An 18,728-nucleotide genomic window follows, 5' to 3' on the forward strand; every position below is an offset into this window, starting at 1 on the left:
ATCATGCCTCCTCGGTCTCGGTGATCAGCGGGTATACGCCGTTCTCATCATGGTCCTCCCGTCCCGTGATCGGCGGGTTGAAGACACAGACGCACCGGAAGTCCGTCTTGGGGCGCATTGTGTGCTTCTCGTGCCCGTTCAGCAAGTACATGGTGCCGGGCGTGATCCAGTGCTTCTCACCGGTCTCGTCGTTGGTGAGCTCGGCCTCGCCCTCGACGCACAGCACCGCCTCGATGTGGTTGGCGTACCACATCGACGTCTCGGTGCCCGCGTAGAGGATGGTCTCGTGGAGCGAGAAGCCGACGCCCTCCCGGGCGAGCACGATGCGCTTGCTCTCCCAGGTGCCGGACTTGGACTTGATATGCCTCTCGGTGTCCTCGATGTCCTTGAAGGATCGGACGATCACGGTGAGATCTTGCCTTTCTCTTCTCTGCGGTGCGGGAGGGTCATGCGGTTTCGCGGACCGCGCGGGCGAGGGTCCGCAGCCCCTCGTCCAGGTCTTCGGGGGAGATCGTCAGCGCGGGCAGCAGCTTGACGACCTCGCTCTCGGGGCCGGAGGTCTCGACCAGCAGGCCGAGTTCGAAGGCGCGCTTGCAGACGGCCGAGGCGCGCGGTTTGTCCTCGAACTCGATACCCCACACCAGGCCACGGCCGCGGAAGTGGGTGCCGGACTGCTCCTCGCAGAGGGCGCGCAGGGCCTGCTCGACCTGCTCGCCGCGGGCGAGGGTCTGCTTCTCCATCTGGCCGTCCGCCCAGTAGGTGTCCAGGGTGGCGGCGGCGGTGACGAATGCGGGGTTGTTGCCGCGGAACGTGCCGTTGTGCTCGCCGGGCTCCCAGATGTCCAGCTCGGGCTTGAAGAGGGCGAGCGACATCGGCATGCCGTAGCCGCTGATGGACTTGGAGACGGTCACGATGTCCGGGGTGATGCCCGCCTCCTCGAAGGAGAAGAAGGCGCCGGTACGGCCGCAGCCCATCTGGATGTCGTCGACGATCAGCAGCATGTCCTGGCGCTCGCACAGCTCGGCCAGGGCGCGCAGCCACTCGGGCCGGGCCACGTTGATGCCGCCCTCGCCCTGCACGGTCTCGACGATCACGGCGGCGGGCTTGTTCAGCCCGGAGCCCTGGTCCTCCAGCAGCCGCTCGAACCACAGGAAGTCCTCGACCGTGCCGTCGAAGTAGTTGTCGAACGGCATCGGGGTGCCGTGGACCAGCGGGATCCCCGCACCGGCGCGCTTGAAGGCGTTGCCGGTCACGGCCAGCGACCCCAGCGACATGCCGTGGAAGGCGTTGGTGAAGGAGACGATCGACTCGCGGCCCTTGACCTTACGGGCCAGTTTGAGCGCGGCCTCGACGGCGTTGGTGCCGGTCGGGCCCGGGAACATGACCTTGTAGGGCAGGTCGCGCGGCCGCAGGATGTTGTTCTGGAACGACTCGAGGAACGCGCGCTTGGCCGTGGTGGACATGTCCAGGCCGTGGGTGACGCCGTCACGCTCGATGTAGTCGATCAGCGCCCGCTTCAGCACCGGGTTGTTGTGGCCGTAGTTGAGCGATCCGGCCCCGGCGAAGAAGTCGAGGTAGGTGTGGCCGTCCTCGTCGTACATGTGGCTGCCCTGCGCGCGGTCGAAGACAGCAGGCCAACCGCGGCAGTAGCTGCGCACCTCCGACTCCAGGGCCTCGAAGACGCTCAGGGCGGGCGGGGTGATGGTCACAGCGTTCTCCTGGGAGAGGGGTGTGAGGGGGTGAGGAGGGGGTGAGGGATCGGGGGATCGATCGAGGTCGGGGTCAGGCCCGGTCGGCGCGCTGGCCGAGCGGACCGATGCGGTAGAGCACCTCGGGCTCGTGCGCACCGTCGGGGAACAGGCCGCCGTGGAAGAGCACCTCATGCTCGAGCGGGGCTTCGTGCCGTTCCGCGAACGAGGTGAACAGCCGCTTCGAGGCGGTGTTGTCCGGGGTGATCGTCGTCTCGATGCCGCGGACGCCCGTCGCGGCGACCCGCTTGACCAGCCCGTCCAGCAGGGTGGCGGCCAGTCCGCGGCCACGCCAGGCGTGATCGACGGCGACCTGCCAGACGACCAGGGTCTCGGGGCGCTCGGGGCGGACGTAGCCGGTGATGAAGCCGACCGGTCCGCCGTCGGCGTCGCGCGCCACTACGGATGTGGCGGCGAAGTCGCGGCACCACAGGAGGTAGCTGTAGGAAGAGTTGAGGTCCAGGGTCTTGGAGTCGCGAGCGATTCGCCAGATCGCGGCTCCGTCCTCGACGCGCGGGGTGTCGAGAGACAGGCCCTCCGGCAAATCCAATTCGCTACGGACTAGGTCTGCTTGTGCGGCGGTCATGCAAATTCAATTTACCTAGCAGAATCAGAAAATGCATCGCGGTGGGGGGTTACGTGGAAGGGGGGCGATGTGTTATCACGCGGGAGCGCGAGCGCGCGCGGCCGTTCACCGAAAGGCGGTGATTTGTGGGGGAGTTACTGGGGCATAGCGCATCGCATGTGGAGTCTGTCACATGTGCGTAACTGGCCGGTGACCGGCTTGAATTTTGGTGGCAGGATCTCGTGAAAAATTTTGTGTTTAGGAATCACAAAAGCGGGCAGACGAATGTGGAAGCAGTAGCGGAAAAACGCGGGGAATTTCTGGCCAAGCTGCCATGAATTCAATCTCCCACGGTGAACTGAGGGAAGTCGCCCCGCACCGCGAAGGCCCCGGTGGCGCCGTTGCCCGAGGCCGCGTACGCGTCCCGGCCGGTGTCCCGGTCGCCCTCGGCGTGGTTGTACTGCCCCGCGAAGACATACCGGCCCGCGGGCACGGTCGCGCCCTTCCGGAGCGTCCAGCGGTAGACCAGCACACCGTCCTCGACATGGGTGGCGGTGGTCACATCGCCGGTCGGCAGCGAACTCCAGGACCCGGTGGACCGCACACCCCCGGTGTCCGCCACCCGCAGCTCCACCGTCAGCGAGGTCAGCGGCCTGCCGATGGTGAGCGTGATGTCGCTCTGCGCCCAGTACGGATTGGAATGAGTGTTGATGGCGCCCTTGGACCGCACGGTCGGCTCGGCGAGGTGGTTTGGACCGGCCGCGGTGGGATAGGCGCTCGGCGTGTGCCGCTCAGCATCGCCCTGCGACCCGGCGTCCGGCTCGTCCCCGGTCCGCCGGTCCGCGTCCGCACTCGCGCTGCCCGCCCCGGCGCCCGCGCTCGCCGCCGGGGGCGCGGCGGGCTCGCTCGAGGTGCGCACCGTCTGCGGTCGCTCGGCACCGTCCGTGGCCACCACCGCGATCCCCGTCGCGGCGACCGCCGCGGCCAGCCCGGCGACCGGGCTCACCACCCGGGTCCAGCGCGGGCTCGTCCGCGGGGCGCGGCGCCGGTCGTCGGCCGCCATGCCCGCCGTGACCCGGGCCAGCATCCGGACCCGGTCCGGCTCATGGGAGGCGGCGGCCGTACGCAGCTCGGCGACGACATCGCGGCCCTCGGGGCGGCCGCGGCTCTCGGGGCGCTCGCGATGCTCGATCATCAACTGCCCCCTCCTGCGTGCCCGGCGTGGCCCATATGACCGGAGTGGCGGGCTGGGCCTGTGTGGCCGGTGTGGCTCGTGTGACCTGTGTGGCCAGTGCTTCCGGTGCTTCCGGCGCGGAGCGTTCGTACCGTCCGTCCTGTGCGTCCTGTCCGATCGGCCTCGGTCGCCGCGGACAGTTCCTCCTCGTCCCCGCCGTCCGGAGGGCCGAGCAGCCGCTCCAGCTCGGCGATGCCGCGTGAGGTCTGGCTCTTGACCGTGCCCACCGAAATGCCCAGCGTACGGGCCGTCTCCCGCTCTGAGAGGTCGAAGGCGTGGCGCAGCACCACACACGCGCGCTTGCGGAACGGCAGCCGGACCAGCGCGGCCTGCACATCCACCACGGCGGACACATCCGGGTCGTCCACGCGGTCGGGGCGCTGCGAGGAGAAGAGCGCCACGCGGCGCCGCTCGCGCACCAGGCTGCGGATCCGGGACCGGGCCAGGTTGGCGACCACACCCCGGGCGTACGCGGCCGGGTGGTCGGCGGCCCGCACCCGGTCCCACTGGTGCCAGACCGCCACCAGCGCGTCGGCCGCCAGGTCGTCCGCCCCGTCGGAGCTGCCGAGCAGCAGATGGGCGAGGCGGGCCAGCTCGGCGTGGTGCCGCTCGAAGAAGTCCCGGAACTCGGCTTGTGGATCGGCCGGCAAGGCGTCGGCGGGCGGCAAGGCGTCGGCGGGGTGCACGTCGGCCGGTAGGGCGTCAGCGGGTAAGGCGTCGGCCGGTAGTGCGTCGGCCGGTAAGGCTTCGGCGGGTAAGCCGTCGGGGCCCTCCGGTGCGTCGGGCGCCTGCGGGGACATGTGCCCCGGGCCCCCTGGACCCCGTGGCGTGTCCCCCGTGCGCGCCGCGGCCATCCGTACGGCTCGCGCGGTGCCCGAGGCGGCCGCGTCATCGGCGGGAGCGCTCACGAGGACCTCCTCACTGCCGCTCGTCCGGTGGGTTGCGTGAGCGTAGCAGCGCTCTGCGTGTTGTTCGAGTGGCGCCGTTCCCGCTGATGGGAATTGGCCGGTCAACGCCCTGCCCCGGTCTCGTACAGTGCGTTGCATGAGGGATAGCGCGGTGCTCCACATCAAGGGCCGGGTCCTGGTCGGACCGGACACCGGCGACGCTGCCGGGGACGTACGGGACGAGCTGTGGGTGGTCGACGGCAGGATCACCTTCGAGCGGCCGTCCGGGGTCAGGGAAATCCGGCTGGTCGAGGGCTGGGTGCTGCCCGGCCTCGTCGACGCCCACTGCCATGTCGGACTCGACGCCCATGGGGCGGTGGACGACTCGACGAGCGAGAAACAGGCGCTGACCGACCGCGACGCCGGGGCGCTGCTGCTGCGGGACGCCGGATCGCCGGCCGACACCCGCTGGGTCGACGACCGCGAGGACCTGCCCCGCATCATCCGGGCCGGCCGTCATATCGCCCGCACCAAGCGCTACATCCGCAACTACGCGCATGAGATCGAGCCCGAGGACCTGGTCGCCTATGTGGCCGCGGAGGCGCGGCGCGGCGACGGCTGGGTCAAGCTGGTCGGCGACTGGATCGACCGGGAGACCGGCGACCTGGGGCTCTGCTGGCCGCGCGGCGCGGTCGAGGAGGCCATCGCGGAGGCGCACCGGCTGGGCGCGCGGGTCACGGCGCACTGTTTCGCCGAGGAGAGCCTGGCCCCGCTGGTCGAGGCGGGGATCGACTGCATTGAGCACGCCACCGGGCTCACCGAGGAGACCATCCCGCTGTTCGCCGAGCGGGGCGTGGCGATCGTGCCGACCCTGGTCAACATCGCCACCTTTCCCCGGCTGGCGCTGGGCGGCGAGGCGAGGTTCCCGCGCTGGGCCGACCATATGCGGCGGCTGCACGCGCGCCGCTACGAGACGGTGCGGGCGGCCTACGACGCGGGCATCCCGATCTACACCGGCACGGACGCGGGCGGCGGCCTGGCCCATGGGCTGGTCGGGCAGGAGGTCGCCGAGCTGGTGAAGGCGGGCATCCCGGTGCGCGACGCGCTCTCGGCGGCGACCTGGGAGGCACGGGACTGGCTCGGGCGGCCGGGACTCACCGAGGGCGCCTCCGCCGATCTCGTCGTCTACGACGCGGATCCGCGCGCCGATGTGCGGGTGCTGACGACGCCGCGGCGGGTGGTGCTGCGGGGACGGGTGGTCGGCTGACGGGGTACGCGGGGCGATACGGGCGGGGTGAGCGGGGCTGATACGGGCGGGGCAAGCGGGGCTGATACGGGTGGGGGACAGGTGGGGCGAGGGGTGCCGGAAGGGAACGTGGTTCGAACTGGGCGGCGAACCACACCCTTTGGGATGAACGGACATCATGTGTCTGCCTGTTTACCCTCAGTGCGCAAATATGGCGTGGTCGAGGCCGTCGGCGCCCGTGGAGTCCCCCGCGGCAGGCGCCGGCGGCTCCATGTCTCCTGTGGGGGTCAACTCACGTGTCCTGTTCCAGTAACACCTACTTCGGCATGCCCACCCGCCGTCTGGCGGCCGCCACTGCCGCTGCCGCGGTCTCCGTCCTGGGCCTGCTGCCCGCGACGACCGCGCAGGCCGACTCCGGTGCGACCACCGGTAAGGCGGGTGCGGTCGTGCTCCGCACCGATCTCGATGTCTCCCTGCTCAACAAGACCGTCCGGGCTCCGCTCTCGGTCGTGCTGAACGATGTGCACGCGCCCGCGACCGCCAGCAAGACGGCGCTCAGCGCGACCTTGGACGGCGTGGACGGGGGCCGGCCGTTCAATGTCCTGCGGGCCGATGTGGCCACCGCCCGGGCCGCCGCGGACAAGCAGCGCGCCGAGGGGTACTCCAACCTCGTCAACGCCCAGGTGCATGTCCCGGGCCTGGCCGCGGTGCCGCTGATCACGGTCGAGCAGGTGACCTCGAAGGCGGTGTGCGCCGTCGGGAAGCGGCCGACCGCCCACTCCAACCTGCTCGGCGGCGTCAGCGTGCTCGGTCAGAAGGTCACCCTGCGCACGAGCGGCACCACCACGGTTGATGTGCCGTCGCTCGGCCAGGTCCGGCTCGACCTGTCGCGGACGGCCACCACCTCGCGCACGGCGGCGGCCACGGCCCTCAACCTGAAGGTCTCCGTGAACCCGCTCAAGCTGAACGTCTCGGAGGTCGAGGGGCAGGTCACCCTCGCCCGGGCGACCTGTGAGTCGCCCGTGGCCGCGGCGGTCGAGCCCAGCCCGAGCGTGGGCTCCCAGACCAAGCCCGAGCCCAAGCCGGAGCACCTGGCCGAGACCGGCGGCAGCTCGGCCACGCCGTACCTGGTGGCAGGTGGCGCGCTCCTGCTCGCCGTGGGCGGCGGCGCCGTCGTCCTGGCCCGCCGCCGCCGAGCCGCCGCCACCAGCGGCGACACCGCCTGACGCCGGTTCGCCGGTGTTGGGCCCGGCACTCGCGCCACCCGGCGCGGGTGCCGGGGCCGGTGCCGGTGCGGCTGCGCGCACGGGTGCGTGCGGGCGCGGGGCCCGCTCACGAGGGCCCGGGCGAGCCGTAGTCGACCGCGCTCCGCGCCGCGCGGGGCACGGTCGGGCGGCAGCGTCCGCCGAGCGGCCTCGCTGAAGTCCGGTGCGGTTCGATTGCGCCCCGAAGGGGCGCGGGGCTGTGCCGATATGCGGCTCCGCCGCGGCTGTGCCGATATGCGGCTCCGCCGCGTGGGCGTTCAGCCACGACGCAGCCGCGGATGAACGACCGTACCCCGCGCCACTTCCCGCGAAGCGCTCAGGCGGCCGTGTCCGCTATCGCCTTCGTCAAGGCGATGACGAAGCGATCCGTCGTGGCGCGGTCGCGGACGGCGAGCCGGAGCCAGTCCGGGCCGAGTCCCGGGAACGTGTCACCGCGGCGGACGGCGAAGCCCAGCTCCCGCAGCCGGGTGCGGATCGCCGCCGCGCCCTCCACACGGATCAGCAGAAACGGCCCGGCCGCCGGGCCGCACACCCGCACCTCGGCCGACTCCGCCAACTCGGCCAGCCGATCGGCCAGATGGGCCCGGTCGGCGGCTGTGCGGTCGGCGGCCCTGGCCGCCTCGGCGAGGGCGGACGGGACGCAGCACGCCTCGGCCGCCGCCAGGGCCGGGCTGGACACCGGCCACAGCGGCTGGACCCGCTCCAGCGCCGTGACGGTGTCCGGCTCCGCCAGTACATAGCCGATCCGCAGCCCCGCCAGGCCCCAGGTCTTGGTGAGGCTGCGCAACACCACCAGCCCCGGCACATCGGTGCGGGCCGCCAGCGACTCCGACTCACCCGGGACGGCGTCCATGAACGCCTCGTCCACCACCAGCGTCCGCCCCGGCCGGGCGAGCCCGGCCACAGCGTCGGCCCGGTGCAGCACGGATGTGGGGTTGGTGGGGTTGCCGATCACTACCAGATCGGCGTCCTCCGGCACGGCCGCCGGACCCAGCCGGAAACCGTCCCGCTCATCGAGGACCACACGCTCCACCGTGTGTCCAGCGTCCCGCAGCGCCGCCTCCGGCTCGGTGAACTGCGGATGCACCACCACCGGACGTCGGGCCGGTATGGCACGGGCGAGCAGGACGAACGCCTCCGCGGCGCCCGCCGTCAGCAGTACCCGGCCGACCGGAAGCCCATGGCGCGCGGCGACCGCCTCCCGGGCCACCCGCCCGTCCGGATAGGCGGCCAGCCCGTCGAGGGACGCGGCGATACGGGCCTTGAGCCAGTCCGGAGGCGTACCGGCCCGGACGTTGACCGCGAGGTCCGTCAGAGCGGCATCGGCACCCCGCACCTCCGCGTCCCCGTGATGCCGCAGGTCGAACCCGGCGGACACGCCATCGGCGGCGGCCCCTGCCGCGGGCAGGCCGGCCGATACGCCAGCGGGCATCGCCGACGGCTCAGCGGACATCGCAGACGGCTCAGCGGACATCGGCGTGGGCATCCGGATGCGCGAAGGCATGGGCCTCGTCGCTGAACCCGGCGCGCTCGCTGGTGTCGGCCACCTCCTCATAGCGGTCCATGACCAGGTCGGCCAACTCCCGCGCCGGACCGATGACATCGGCCGAGACCACCTCGACCTCGGGGTGGGCGAGCCCCCAGCCCTCCGCCTGCTGCCGCACCCGCTCCAGGGCGTCCCCCTCGAACAGGAAGTACGGCAGCACCACGACCCGCCGCGCCCCCAGCTTGGCGCAGCGGTCCAGGCCGGAGGCCACATCCGGGGCGGCGAGCGAGGCGAAGGCCACCTCGACGCCCGCGAAGCCACGGCCCTCCCACAGCAGCCGGGCCGCGCGGTGCACCTCGGCGTTGGCCTCGGGAAGTGGCGAACCGTCGCCCACCAGCAGCACGGTCGTCTCCGCGCGGTCCGAGGGCAGCCGGGGCCGATTGCCCAGCGCCTCGTCGAGCCGCCGCTCCAGCAGGCTCAGCAGTGTGCGGTGCGGGCCGAGCGGCCGGGCGGAGGCGAACGACGCGTCGGCGTGCCGCTCCGCCTCCTGGGCCAGCGCGGCGGCGATGCCGTCTCTCGGGGGAGCCGCCGGGATCAGCGTCATCGGGACGACCGCGAAGCGGGTCACCCCTTCCCCGACGAGCCGGGTGACCGCGTCGGACAGCGGGTGGCTGCCCGGTCCGGTGAGGCCACCCGCCACGGGCAGGTCCGGGTGGCGTGCGGCCAACTCCCTCACGAATGCCTGGAAGGCGGCGGCACGCCTCTCGTCTCGCGTGCCGATACCTGCGATGAGCAGGGCGGGCGGGGTCGTCACGAGGTCTCCTTGGTGCAGGTGGTGCGGGTGTCACGGTCGGCGGGGGGCGGGCTGTTCCGCCCCGAGACGTTACTGACCTGCGTCGGGGCGGTCGACGGCAGGTCTTCGCTGCCCGCCCTGCCCGGGTTTGACCGCCGCCGGGCGGCGAGCGACAGCGCAGGTGGCCTTCCCGGGGCGGCCGTGTGGCGTGGACTTCCGCTTGGCGACGAGCAGTTGGCCACCCGGACCGGCGGCCAGCAGCGCGGCCGCCTCGGCGACCCCGGCCGTGCCCACGGCGGCGAGCGGTGCCGTGGACGGGTTGGGCACCGCCACCGCGGCCAGCGCCTCAGCGGGGTATCCGCACAGCGGCACCCCCAGCCGTTCGGCCGCCGTCAGCAGTCCGGCCTCCCCGGCCTTGGCCTCGACCGTGGCCAACTCGGCGACGCCACGCGGCGGAAGGCCCGCCTCCGCCAGGGTGGCCTCGACCAGTCCGAGCACCTCGGCGGCGGATACGCCCCGGCCGGCCCCGACCCCGACGACAAGCGGTGCCGCGGGCGGGGGAGACGCCGTGCCCCGGCCGATGACCTCCACGTCAGCTCACCGCCTCGGCTCAACCGGCAGGGGGCGCACATCTGTCGACGAACCGGGCCGCCGCCCCCGGGACCGATGCCCAGTGCACATGCAGATAGGAGGCATGCACATCTCCCTGTGCGAACCCTTCGGTACGACGCTCCGGGTGGACGAGACCCCAGGCGGGCTCCGGCCCCGCTCCGGGCACGACGGTGGTGCGGTGGAACTCATGGCCGCGCACCCGTGTCCCCGCGGCGGCGAGTGAGGTGTCGGAGATGGCCACGGCCTCACGGTAGCCCAGCGTCAGACGTTCCGACATCCGTGCCTTCGCGGCCAGCACCCCGCACATCGGCTCCCCGTCCAGCGAATGCGCCAGATACAGCAGTCCGGCACATTCGGCGGCGACGGGCGCGCCGGACGCGGCGAGCCCGGCGACGGCGGTGCGCAGCGGCTCGTTCGCGGACAGCTCGGGGGCGTAGACCTCCGGGAAACCACCGCCGATCACCAGACCGCCGGTGCCCTCCGGGAGGCGCTCGTCCCGCAGCGGGTCGAAGGGGACGACCCGTGCCCCGGCGGCCGTGAGCAACTCGGCGTGCTCCGCGTACGAGAAGGTGAACGCGGCCCCGCCCGCCACGGCGACCACCGGCCGCGCCGCCCGGCCGCCCCGGACCCCGGCACCGGGGACCGCGTCCATCGCCCTGTGTATCTCCTCCTCCGGATCCCAGCCCCGCCCGGACAGCGGCGGTGCGCTGCGGGCCAGCGCCAGCAGCCCGTCGAGATCGCAGCCCTCCCGCACCCGGGCGGCCAGCGCGGCCGCCGAATCGACCGCCTCCGCATGGCGCTCGGCCACCGGCACCAGACCCAGATGGCGGCTCGGGGCCCGCACCGCCCGCGTCCGGCGCAGCGCGCCGAACACCGGCACCCCGCACCCCTCCAGCGCCTCGCACAGCATCGCCTCGTGACGGTCCGAAGCGACCTTGTTGAGGATCACCCCCGCGACCCGCACCTCGGGGTCCCAGGAGGCGAAGCCATGCACCAGCGCTGCCACCGACCGCGACTGCGACGACGCGTCCACCACCAGCACCACCGGTGCCCGCAGCAGCTTGGCCACATGCGCCGTCGAGGCCAGCTCGCCCTGCCCGGCCGCCCCGTCGAACAGGCCCATCACCCCCTCGACCAGGGCCAGATCGCAGCCCGCCGCCCCATGCAGGAACAGCGGCGCGATCCGGTCCGGACCGCACAGATAGGCGTCCAGATTCCGGCCCGGGCGGGCGTTCCCCACCCGCGACCGGCCGACCCCCGAGGCGCCCGAAGAGGCGGCCGAGGAGATCGCGAGCGCGTGATAGCCAGGGTCGATGTAGTCCGGGCCGACCTTGTGCGGGGACACATCCAGACCGCGCTCCGCGAAGGCGGCCATCAGCCCCGCCGTGACCGTCGTCTTCCCGCTGCCGGAGGCGGGCGCCGCGATCACCAGGCGTGGGACACTCACCACTCGATGCCTCGCTGGCCCTTCTGACCGGCGTCCATCGGATGCTTGACCTTGGACATGTCGGTGACCAGGTCGGCGAAGTCCAGCAGCTGCGCCGGTGCGTTACGCCCCGTGATGACGACGTGCTGTGTCCCGGGCCGGTCCCGCAGCACCGCCACCACCTCGTCGGGGTCCACCCAGCCCCAGTGCATCGGATACGCGAACTCGTCCAGCACATAGAGCCGGTATGTCTCCGCCGCGAGATCGCGCTTGACCTGCTCCCAGCCCTCGCGTGCGGCCTCCTCGCTGGAAGCCATGTCGCGCTGCACCCACGACCAGCCCTCGCCCATCTTGTGCCATGCGACGGTCCCCCCTTCGCCCGAGTCGCCGAGGACGCGCAGCGCACGCTCCTCACCGACCCGCCATTTCGCGGACTTTACAAATTGGAATACACCGACCGGCCAGTTTTGGTTCCACGCCCGCAGCGCCAGCCCGAACGCCGCGGTCGACTTGCCCTTGCCCTGACCGGTGTGGACGAGTACCAGCGGACGGTTGCGGCGCTGGCGGGTGGTCAGCCCGTCGTCCGGCACGACGGTCGGTTGTCCTTGCGGCATCAGGCGGCCCTCCGAGGGTTGGAAACGGTTCGTACATCCCGCACCAGCGCGGTCACACTGTCCGCGCGCAGCTCGTCGAGTGTCACCGGCGTGCCCCGCAGTTCGCGCGCGAGCGCGCCCGCGAGCCCCAGCCGCACCGGCCCCGACTCGCAGTCCACGACCACCGAGGCGACCCCGTCGCCCGCGAGCATCCGCGCCGCGCGCCCGGCCCGCTCGACCGGTGTGGGCCCGCCGGACCGCCGCGCCTCCGTGGCCCGCCCGTCGGTCACCACGACCAGCAGCGGACGGCGTGCGGGATCCCGCAGCCGCTCCACCCGAAGTACCTCCCGGGCCTTCAGCAGCCCGGCCGCCAGCGGCGTGCGGCCGCCCGTCGGCAGCCGCTCCAGCCGTGCGGCGGCCGTGTCCACCGACGAGGTGGGCGGCAGCGCCAGCTCGGCGTCCGCGCCCCGGAAGGTGATCAGCCCGACCTTGTCCCGCCGCTGGTAGGCGTCGAGCAGCAGCGACAGCACCGCGCCCTTGATCGCGCTCATCCGCTTGCGCGCGGCCATCGAGCCCGACGCGTCCACCACGAACAGGACGAGGTTGCCCTCCCGGCCCTCGCGCACCGCCTCGCGCAGATCGTCCCGGCGCACCAGCAGCCCGGGCCCGCGCCGGCCGCGCGCCAGCTGATGCGGGGCGGCCGCCCGGACGGTCGCCGACAGATGCAGCGCGGAGAGCGTCCCCCGCGGGCGGCGCGCGCCGGTGGTGCGGCCGTGCGCGCTGCGGGCGCGCGAGCGCCGCCCTGCCGCGCCCTCGCCCAGGCCGGGGACGTCGAGCCGCCGGGTCCGGAACGGTTCGGCGGCGCCCACGGCCGCCCGCTCCCCGCCCGCACCGCCGTCCGCTTCGCCCGCCCCGCCGTCGCGGTCGGCCGGGGCGGAGTCGGTTTCGCGGTCGGCCGTCTCGTGCTCACCCGTGCGCTGGTCGGGTACGGACGGCTCGGGTTCGGCGGGCGGCGCCTGCTCGCGCGCCCCGTCATCCGCGCCCTCCCGCGGTCCGTCCTCGGGGCCGCCCGCGTCATCCGGCCCGGGGCCGCCCGGCCCGTCCTCGGGACCCGGGTCCGGGTCCGGATCCGGCTCCGGGTCGTCCTCCTCGAACCGCCGCAGGATCTCGTCGAGTTTGTCCTCGTCGAGCCCCGGCGCGTCGAACGGCGCCCGCCGCCGGCGGTGGGGGAGCGACAGCAGCGCGGCCCCCCGTACGTCCTCCGTCCGGACGTCGGTGCGCCCCGCCCAGGCGGCCAGCGCGGTCGCCGTACGGGCCGTCACGATGTCCGCGCGCATCCCGTCCACCTCGAACCCGGCGCACACCGCCGCGATCTGCCGCAGTGCGCGGTCGCCGAGGGCCACCCGCGGCAGCAGGGCGCGGGCCGCCGCGATGCGCTCCCGCAGGGCCTCCTCGTCCGCCGCCCAGCGCGCCGCGAACCCCTCGGGGTCCTCGTCGTACGCCAGCCGCCGCCGCACCACCTCGACCCGCTCCTCGGTGTCGCGGGACGCCGCGACCTCCACCGTGAGACCGAAGCGGTCCAGCAACTGCGGCCGCAGCTCGCCCTCTTCGGGGTTCATGGTGCCCACCAGGAGGAAGCGCGCCGCATGCCGTACGGACACCCCCTCGCGCTCCACATAGGAGGCGCCCATGGCGGCCGCGTCGAGCAGCAGGTCGATCAGATGGTCGTGCAGCAGATTGACCTCGTCGACGTAGAGCACCCCGCGGTGGGCGTCCGCGAGCAGCCCGGGCTCGAACGCCTTCACGCCGTCCGACAGCGCCCGCTCGATGTCGAGCGCGCCCACCAGCCGGTCCTCGGAGGCGCCCACGGGCAGTTCGACCATCCGCGCGGGGCGCGCCTCGCCCGTGCCCGGCTCATGGGGCCCGTCCGGGCAGGACGGGTCGGGCGCGGCCGGATCGCAGGAGAACCGGCACCCGGCCACCACGTCCACCTCGGGCAGCAGCGAGGCGATCGCTCTTACGGCGGTGCTCTTGGCCGTGCCCTTCTCGCCGCGCACCAGGACGCCGCCCACGGCGGGCGAGACGGCGTTGAGGAGCAGGGCGAGCCGCAGGCCGTCCATGCCGACGATCGCGCTGAAGGGATAGGTGATGGTCACGCGGCGATACCTCCTGGGGTGCGTGGGCACAGCGGTCCGGTATGGGGGCGGGGGTTCGTCATGTCGTCCCGCCCGGCGCCCCCGGAGGGACGAACGGCAGGCCCTCCGGGACGCCCTCCTCGATGAGCCGCAGCAGCGCGTCGGTGTCGGCGTGCTCCTCGATCAGGTCGCCGAGGCGGTCGAGCTGCTCCTCGCGCAGTTCGCCGAAGCGGGTGTCCGGCGCGGGGACGAACGCCCGGCCCGCCGCGGCGGCCACCCGCCGCAGAAACGCCCGCCGGAAGCCGTCGCTCTCCAGCGAGCCGTGCCAGTGCGTGCCCCATACCGAGCCCACCCGGCAGCCGTCCAGGAAGGGCTCCTCGGCCCCGTCCAGCAACTCGGCGACCCCGTGGTGGATCTCGTAGCCCTCCACCCGCTCGCCGAGCGCCTCGCCCACCGGCCGGGCCAGGGTCTTCTCGGCCGCGAACCGCACCCGCACCGGCAGCAGCCCGAGCCCGGCGACCTTCCCGGCCCTTGACTCGACCTCGTCCTCGATGCGCTCCCCGAGCGCCTGGAAGCCGCCGCAGACGCCCAGCACCGGACGGCCCTCGGCGGCCCGCCTGGCGATCGCGTCGGCCAGCCCGCGCTCACGCAGCCACTCCAGCGCCCTTACAGTGCCCCGGGTGCCCGGCAGCACCACCAGATCGGCGTCGGCCAGCTCCTCGGGCCGATCCACGAACCGCACGATCACGCCCGGCTCTGCCGCCAGCGCGTCCACGTCCGTGAAGTTGGACATCAGCGGCACGGCGGCGACCGCGATCCGCAGGACGTCCGCGCCGTAAGGGGGCGCCACGACGCTCTCCCGCACCGTGCCGCGCAGCGACACCCGCAGCCCGTCCTCCTCGTCGATCCCCAGCCCGTGGGCGAACGGGAGCACCCCGACGGTCGGGCGTCCGGTGAGGCCGCGCAGCATCTGGAGCCCGGGCTCCAGAAGGCTCACATCGCCGCGGAACTTGTTCACCAAGTAGGCGGCCACATGCCGTTGGTCCGCCGCCGACAGCAGCGCGGTCGTGCCGAAGAAGGACGCGAAGACGCCACCGCGGTCGATGTCCCCGACCACCACGACCGGAAGCCCGGCGGCCCGCGCCAGCCCCATGTTGACGATGTCGGTGCGGCGCAGATTGATCTCGGCCGGGCTGCCCGCGCCCTCGCAGATCACCGCGTCATGGGTGCGCCGCAGCTCCTCCAGGCACTCCGTGACGGTCCCCAGCAGCTCCTCCCGCCCCGCGGAGAGCCTCTCACCGGGCGAGGGGGCTCCGGGCCCGCCGAAGTACCCGCGCGCGCTCAGCTCGCCCACCGGCTTGCCCAGCAGCACCACTTGGCTGCTGCGGTCGCTGCCCGGCTTCAGCAGGACCGGGTTCATCAGCGCGCTCGGCTCGACGCGCGCGGCGGCGGCCTGCATGGCCTGCGCCCGCCCGATCTCCGCCCCCTCCCGGGTGACGAAGGAGTTGAGCGACATGTTCTGCGCCTTGAACGGCGCCACGCTGACGCCCTTACGGGCGAGCCACCGGCAGATCCCGGCCGTCACCACGCTCTTGCCCGCGTCGGAGGTCGTGCCCGCGACGAGCAGCCCCCCACCGCGCGCCCCGGAACCGTCCGTGCCGCCCTTACCGCGTATCCCACTCATCCGCCGCCCCTTCCCAAGGCCCGGGGCCGCCCCGTCATCGTCCTCAGGACCGGCCGGGCCACTATGGACAACCCGAGCGCCAGGACGCCGACGCGCCGCGACAGCCGTATCGCCCGCTCGATGTCGGCCGACTCCACCGGCCGCCCGCCGGAGTTGAGCACCGGCCGGTGCTCGACCCGGCCGCCGTACGCGAGGGTGCCGCCCAGCCGGACGCCGAGCGCACCCGCGAAGGACGCCTCCACGGGGCCCGCGTTGGGGCTCGGATGGCGCCGGCCGTCGCGCCGCCAGGCGCGCCACGCACCGCGCGGATCGGGGCCCGCGAGCGTCGCCAGGGCCGCCGTAAGGCGCGCACCGGGCCAGCCGGCCACATCGTCCAGCCGGGCCGCCGCCCAGCCGAACCGCCGGTAGCGCGGCGACTTGTGGCCCACCATGGCGTCCAGGGTGTTGACGGCGCGGAAACCTATGAGCCCCGGCACTCCGCCCACGGCGCCCCACACCAGCGCGCCCACGACCGCGTCGGAGGTGTTCTCGGCCACCGATTCGACGACCGCGCGGGCTATCTGCGGCCCGTCCAGCGCCTGCGGATCGCGGCCGCACAGATGCGGCAGCCGCTCCCGGGCGACCTCGAGGTCCCCGGCGGCCAGCGCCCCGCCGACGGCCCGTGCCTCACGGCCCAGGCTCGTGCCGCCCAGCACGGCCCAGGTGGCGGCGGCGGTCAGCGCGACCTCCGCGCCACGGCGGCCGTCAAGGCCCCGTACGGCGCGGCTCAGCAGCGCGGCACCGGCGGCCGCGCCGCCCGCGCACAACGCGGTGTGCAGGGCCCCGTAACCCCGGTGGTCGCGCCACAGCCGGCGCTCGGCGGCCGCGGCGGCGCGCCCGAACGCGGCCACCGGATGGCCGCGGCGCGGATCACCCGTGGCGAGGTCGCCGAGGAAGCCGAGGGCGGCGCCGCACGCGAACGAGGCGTGGTCGGCACGCATCCGTCAGGCCGCCGTCACGCCTCGGCGCGGCGATACGGGACCAGAGGGACCAGAGGGGCCAGTGGGGCCGGAAGAGCCGAATCGGACAGGGAGGGCTGGCGGCGTGGCGATGCCGGGCATGGCGGTATGTCCTCACTCAGGGTCCTCGCCCTGGTTCGACGTGACCGGCGGTGAGAGTCTCCTGGCTCCCGGATCCGCGGCCCTCCCGGTCTTCCAGCCCCGCGTACGCGACGAACCGTACGGACGAGCCGTGACCCCATACAGGCGATGGGAGGGTGCTCCCCGGTGACAGTGGCGGGACCGCGCCGGATTCTCACCGGCTTCCTCTCCTGCCGCCGTTTGGCTCGGGAAGTCCACCATGGGCCGCGAATGGCCGTCAACTCGCATATGACCCATGACGCCCGAGTGTGCCGAGCCCCACAGACCACCGCCCCTCACAGAACGGCCGCCGGACGGTCGGCGCTGGTCAGCGCCACCATCCGGCGGCCGGTGGGTCGTTCGGGGAAGCGGGGCCCTTATACGACGAAAGGAAGCGGGGTCCTCAGGCGACGATCAGATAGATGCCGTACGCCACGACCCCGGCGCACACCGCGAAGCAGGCGTACGCGCCGGTGCGGGCGAGCGGGGAGGCGCCCATGGCGCCCCCGGGCACGGCGGCGGCCGTACCGCCCTGCTCCGGCGCCGTCTTACGGGAGGTGCCGACGATGCCCAGGGTGAAGACGCCCACCATGGCGACCGTCACCGCGAGGCTGATGCCGAAGACCTGGCCGAGTGCCGCCCAGTCGATGCTCATGTTTCCTGGCTCCTTAGCGGGTGGTGCTGCTCGCGACGGCGGGGGTGGGGGGCTGCTCGGGCGTGCTCTCCGGGGTGGTGTCCCCGGGGGCGGCGCTCGACGCACCGGCGGGCGGCGGGGCCACGGACCGCAGGGCGGCCGTGACGGCGCCCACCGGCTCCTGGGTGCCGACCTCGTTGACGTTGGTGTGGTCCACGGGCTTGCGGCGCGACAGCATCCAGATCGCCCCGCAGGCCAGGACGGCGAGCACGGCCACCGCCGTGATTCCCGCGTTCCCCTGGTCGGCCAGGAGCGCGGCGGCGCCCGCCACCAGACCGGCGGCCGGCAGGGTCAGCACCCAGGCGACCACCATCCGGCCCGCGGTCGACCAGCGCACCACGGCGCCCTTACGGCCGACACCCGCGCCCATGACGGCGCCGGAGCAGACCTGGGTGGTGGACAGCGCGAAACCGATGTGGGAGGAGGCGAGGATGACGGTGGCGGCGCCGGTCTGGGCGGCGAAGCCCTGCGGCGGCTGGATGTCGGTGATGCCCTTGCCCATGGTGCGGATGATGCGCCAGCCGCCCAGGTAGGTGCCGAGCGCGATGGCCAGACCCGCCGAGACGATGACCCACAGCGGCGGGTCGGAGTCGGGCGCCACCACGTTCCCGGTGACCAGCGCCAGGGTGATCACGCCCATCGTCTTCTGGGCGTCATTGGTGCCGTGGGCCAGGGAGACCAGGGCGGCCGAGGCGATCTGCCCCGCGCGGTAGCCCTTCGCGGTGTCCTCCGGGGAGCGGTCGCGGCCGAGCCGGTAGGTGAGCCGGGTGGCGGCCAGCGTGGCGATGCCGGCCACGATCGGCGCGGCGACGGCGGGGATCAGGACCTTCATGACGATCGCGTCGCCGTTGACCCCGTCCAGGCCCACGGAGACCACGGTGGCGCCGATCAGACCGCCGAACAGGGCGTGCGAGGAGCTGGAGGGGAGTCCGGCGAGCCACGTCACCAGATTCCACAGGATCGCGCCGACGAGTCCCGCGAAGATCACTTCTGGCTGGATACCGGAACCCTCGTCGATGATCCCGCCGGAGATGGTCTTGGCCACCTCCACGGACAGGAACGCGCCGACGAGATTGAGGACGGCCGACATCGCCACCGCCACCCTGGGCCCGAGTGCTCCCGTGGAGATGGTGGTGGCCATGGCGTTAGCCGTGTCGTGGAAACCGTTCGTGAAGTCGAACACCAAGGCCGTGACGATCACGATCCCGATGAGAAGCGTGATGTGTTCCATACACCCGGTCA

General features: G+C 73.3%; 16 protein-coding genes, 1 pseudogene and 1 riboswitch. Of the genes and pseudogenes, 2 read left to right on the top strand and 15 right to left on the bottom strand.

Annotation, left to right across the window (positions count from 1 at the left end):
* Position 1: 1 nt before the first annotated feature.
* From LIV37_RS37460 to LIV37_RS37480, 5 genes and pseudogenes are all read right to left on the bottom strand, one after another.
* Positions 2-406, bottom strand: a complete 405-nt coding sequence (locus LIV37_RS37460) for an ectoine synthase (protein ID WP_020872270.1) — start codon at positions 404-406, stop codon at positions 2-4.
* Between the two features lie 40 nt (positions 407-446).
* Positions 447-1,709 (bottom strand): diaminobutyrate--2-oxoglutarate transaminase, encoded by a 1,263-nt coding sequence (gene ectB, locus LIV37_RS37465; RefSeq protein ID WP_020872271.1) that lies wholly within the window; start codon positions 1,707-1,709, stop codon positions 447-449.
* A 73-nt stretch (positions 1,710-1,782) separates the two neighbouring features.
* Positions 1,783-2,334 carry a diaminobutyrate acetyltransferase gene (gene ectA, locus LIV37_RS37470; protein WP_121824056.1) on the bottom strand — a complete coding sequence of 184 codons (552 nt, stop codon included), beginning with the start codon at positions 2,332-2,334 and terminating at the stop codon, positions 1,783-1,785.
* 319 nt (positions 2,335-2,653) lie between these two features.
* Positions 2,654-3,508, bottom strand: a complete 855-nt coding sequence (locus tag LIV37_RS37475) for a hypothetical protein (protein WP_121824055.1) — start codon at positions 3,506-3,508, stop codon at positions 2,654-2,656.
* A 143-nt stretch (positions 3,509-3,651) separates the two neighbouring features.
* Positions 3,652-4,197, bottom strand: a pseudogene (locus tag LIV37_RS37480) (SigE family RNA polymerase sigma factor); the annotation flags it as partial.
* A gap of 394 nt (positions 4,198-4,591) precedes the next feature.
* Between LIV37_RS37480 and LIV37_RS37485 the strand changes: the two are divergent.
* The gene (locus tag LIV37_RS37485; RefSeq protein ID WP_185058027.1) at positions 4,592-5,701 is read left to right on the top strand and encodes an amidohydrolase family protein; all 1,110 of its coding nucleotides are present in this window, start codon (positions 4,592-4,594) and stop codon (positions 5,699-5,701) included.
* 305 nt (positions 5,702-6,006) lie between these two features.
* Positions 6,007-6,906 (top strand): SCO1860 family LAETG-anchored protein, encoded by a 900-nt coding sequence (locus LIV37_RS37490; RefSeq protein ID WP_020872276.1) that lies wholly within the window; start codon positions 6,007-6,009, stop codon positions 6,904-6,906.
* 355 nt (positions 6,907-7,261) lie between these two features.
* On the opposite strand, the gene cobC is transcribed toward LIV37_RS37490, so the two are convergent.
* The 10 genes from cobC to LIV37_RS37540 all read right to left on the bottom strand — a co-directional run bounded on the left by cobC (position 7,262) and on the right by LIV37_RS37540 (position 18,717).
* Positions 7,262-8,398: an Rv2231c family histidinol phosphate aminotransferase CobC gene (gene cobC / locus LIV37_RS37495; RefSeq protein WP_243146096.1), complete on the bottom strand. Its 1,137-nt coding sequence runs from the start codon at positions 8,396-8,398 to the stop codon at positions 7,262-7,264.
* Between the two features lie 10 nt (positions 8,399-8,408).
* Positions 8,409-9,245, bottom strand: a complete 837-nt coding sequence (locus LIV37_RS37500; RefSeq protein ID WP_020872278.1) for a sirohydrochlorin chelatase — start codon at positions 9,243-9,245, stop codon at positions 8,409-8,411.
* A gap of 69 nt (positions 9,246-9,314) precedes the next feature.
* The gene (locus LIV37_RS37505; protein WP_020872280.1) at positions 9,315-9,815 is read right to left on the bottom strand and encodes a cobalamin biosynthesis protein; all 501 of its coding nucleotides are present in this window, start codon (positions 9,813-9,815) and stop codon (positions 9,315-9,317) included.
* A gap of 19 nt (positions 9,816-9,834) precedes the next feature.
* Positions 9,835-11,286 carry a cobyrinic acid a,c-diamide synthase CobB gene (locus LIV37_RS37510; RefSeq protein WP_020872281.1) on the bottom strand — a complete coding sequence of 484 codons (1,452 nt, stop codon included), beginning with the start codon at positions 11,284-11,286 and terminating at the stop codon, positions 9,835-9,837.
* A complete protein-coding gene (gene cobO / locus LIV37_RS37515; RefSeq protein WP_037949564.1) occupies positions 11,280-11,876 on the bottom strand; it encodes a cob(I)yrinic acid a,c-diamide adenosyltransferase in 597 nt (198 codons plus the stop codon). Before cobO ends, LIV37_RS37510 begins: the two co-directional genes overlap by 7 nt.
* Positions 11,876-14,011 carry a putative cobaltochelatase gene (locus LIV37_RS37520; RefSeq protein ID WP_121824052.1) on the bottom strand — a complete coding sequence of 712 codons (2,136 nt, stop codon included), beginning with the start codon at positions 14,009-14,011 and terminating at the stop codon, positions 11,876-11,878. The genes cobO and LIV37_RS37520 overlap by 1 nt, the downstream gene beginning before the upstream one ends.
* 58 nt (positions 14,012-14,069) lie before the next feature.
* Positions 14,070-15,674 (bottom strand): cobyric acid synthase, encoded by a 1,605-nt coding sequence (locus tag LIV37_RS37525; protein ID WP_020872283.1) that lies wholly within the window; start codon positions 15,672-15,674, stop codon positions 14,070-14,072.
* A complete protein-coding gene (locus LIV37_RS37530) occupies positions 15,671-16,654 on the bottom strand; it encodes a cobalamin biosynthesis protein (RefSeq protein WP_020872284.1) in 984 nt (327 codons plus the stop codon). Before LIV37_RS37530 ends, LIV37_RS37525 begins: the two co-directional genes overlap by 4 nt.
* A 155-nt stretch (positions 16,655-16,809) precedes the next feature.
* A riboswitch (cobalamin riboswitch) is annotated at positions 16,810-17,027 on the bottom strand.
* Positions 17,028-17,195: 168 nt separating this feature from the next.
* Complete coding sequence (locus LIV37_RS37535) at positions 17,196-17,447, bottom strand: hypothetical protein (RefSeq protein WP_020872285.1); 252 nt, start codon at positions 17,445-17,447, stop codon at positions 17,196-17,198.
* A 13-nt stretch (positions 17,448-17,460) separates the two neighbouring features.
* On the bottom strand, positions 17,461-18,717 hold the full coding sequence (locus tag LIV37_RS37540) for an inorganic phosphate transporter (protein WP_020872286.1): 1,257 nt from the start codon (positions 18,715-18,717) through the stop codon (positions 17,461-17,463).
* Positions 18,718-18,728: the final 11 nt, after the last annotated feature.

Source organism: Streptomyces rapamycinicus NRRL 5491 (genome assembly GCF_024298965.1).
GTDB classification, from domain to species: Bacteria; Actinomycetota; Actinomycetes; order Streptomycetales; family Streptomycetaceae; genus Streptomyces; species Streptomyces rapamycinicus.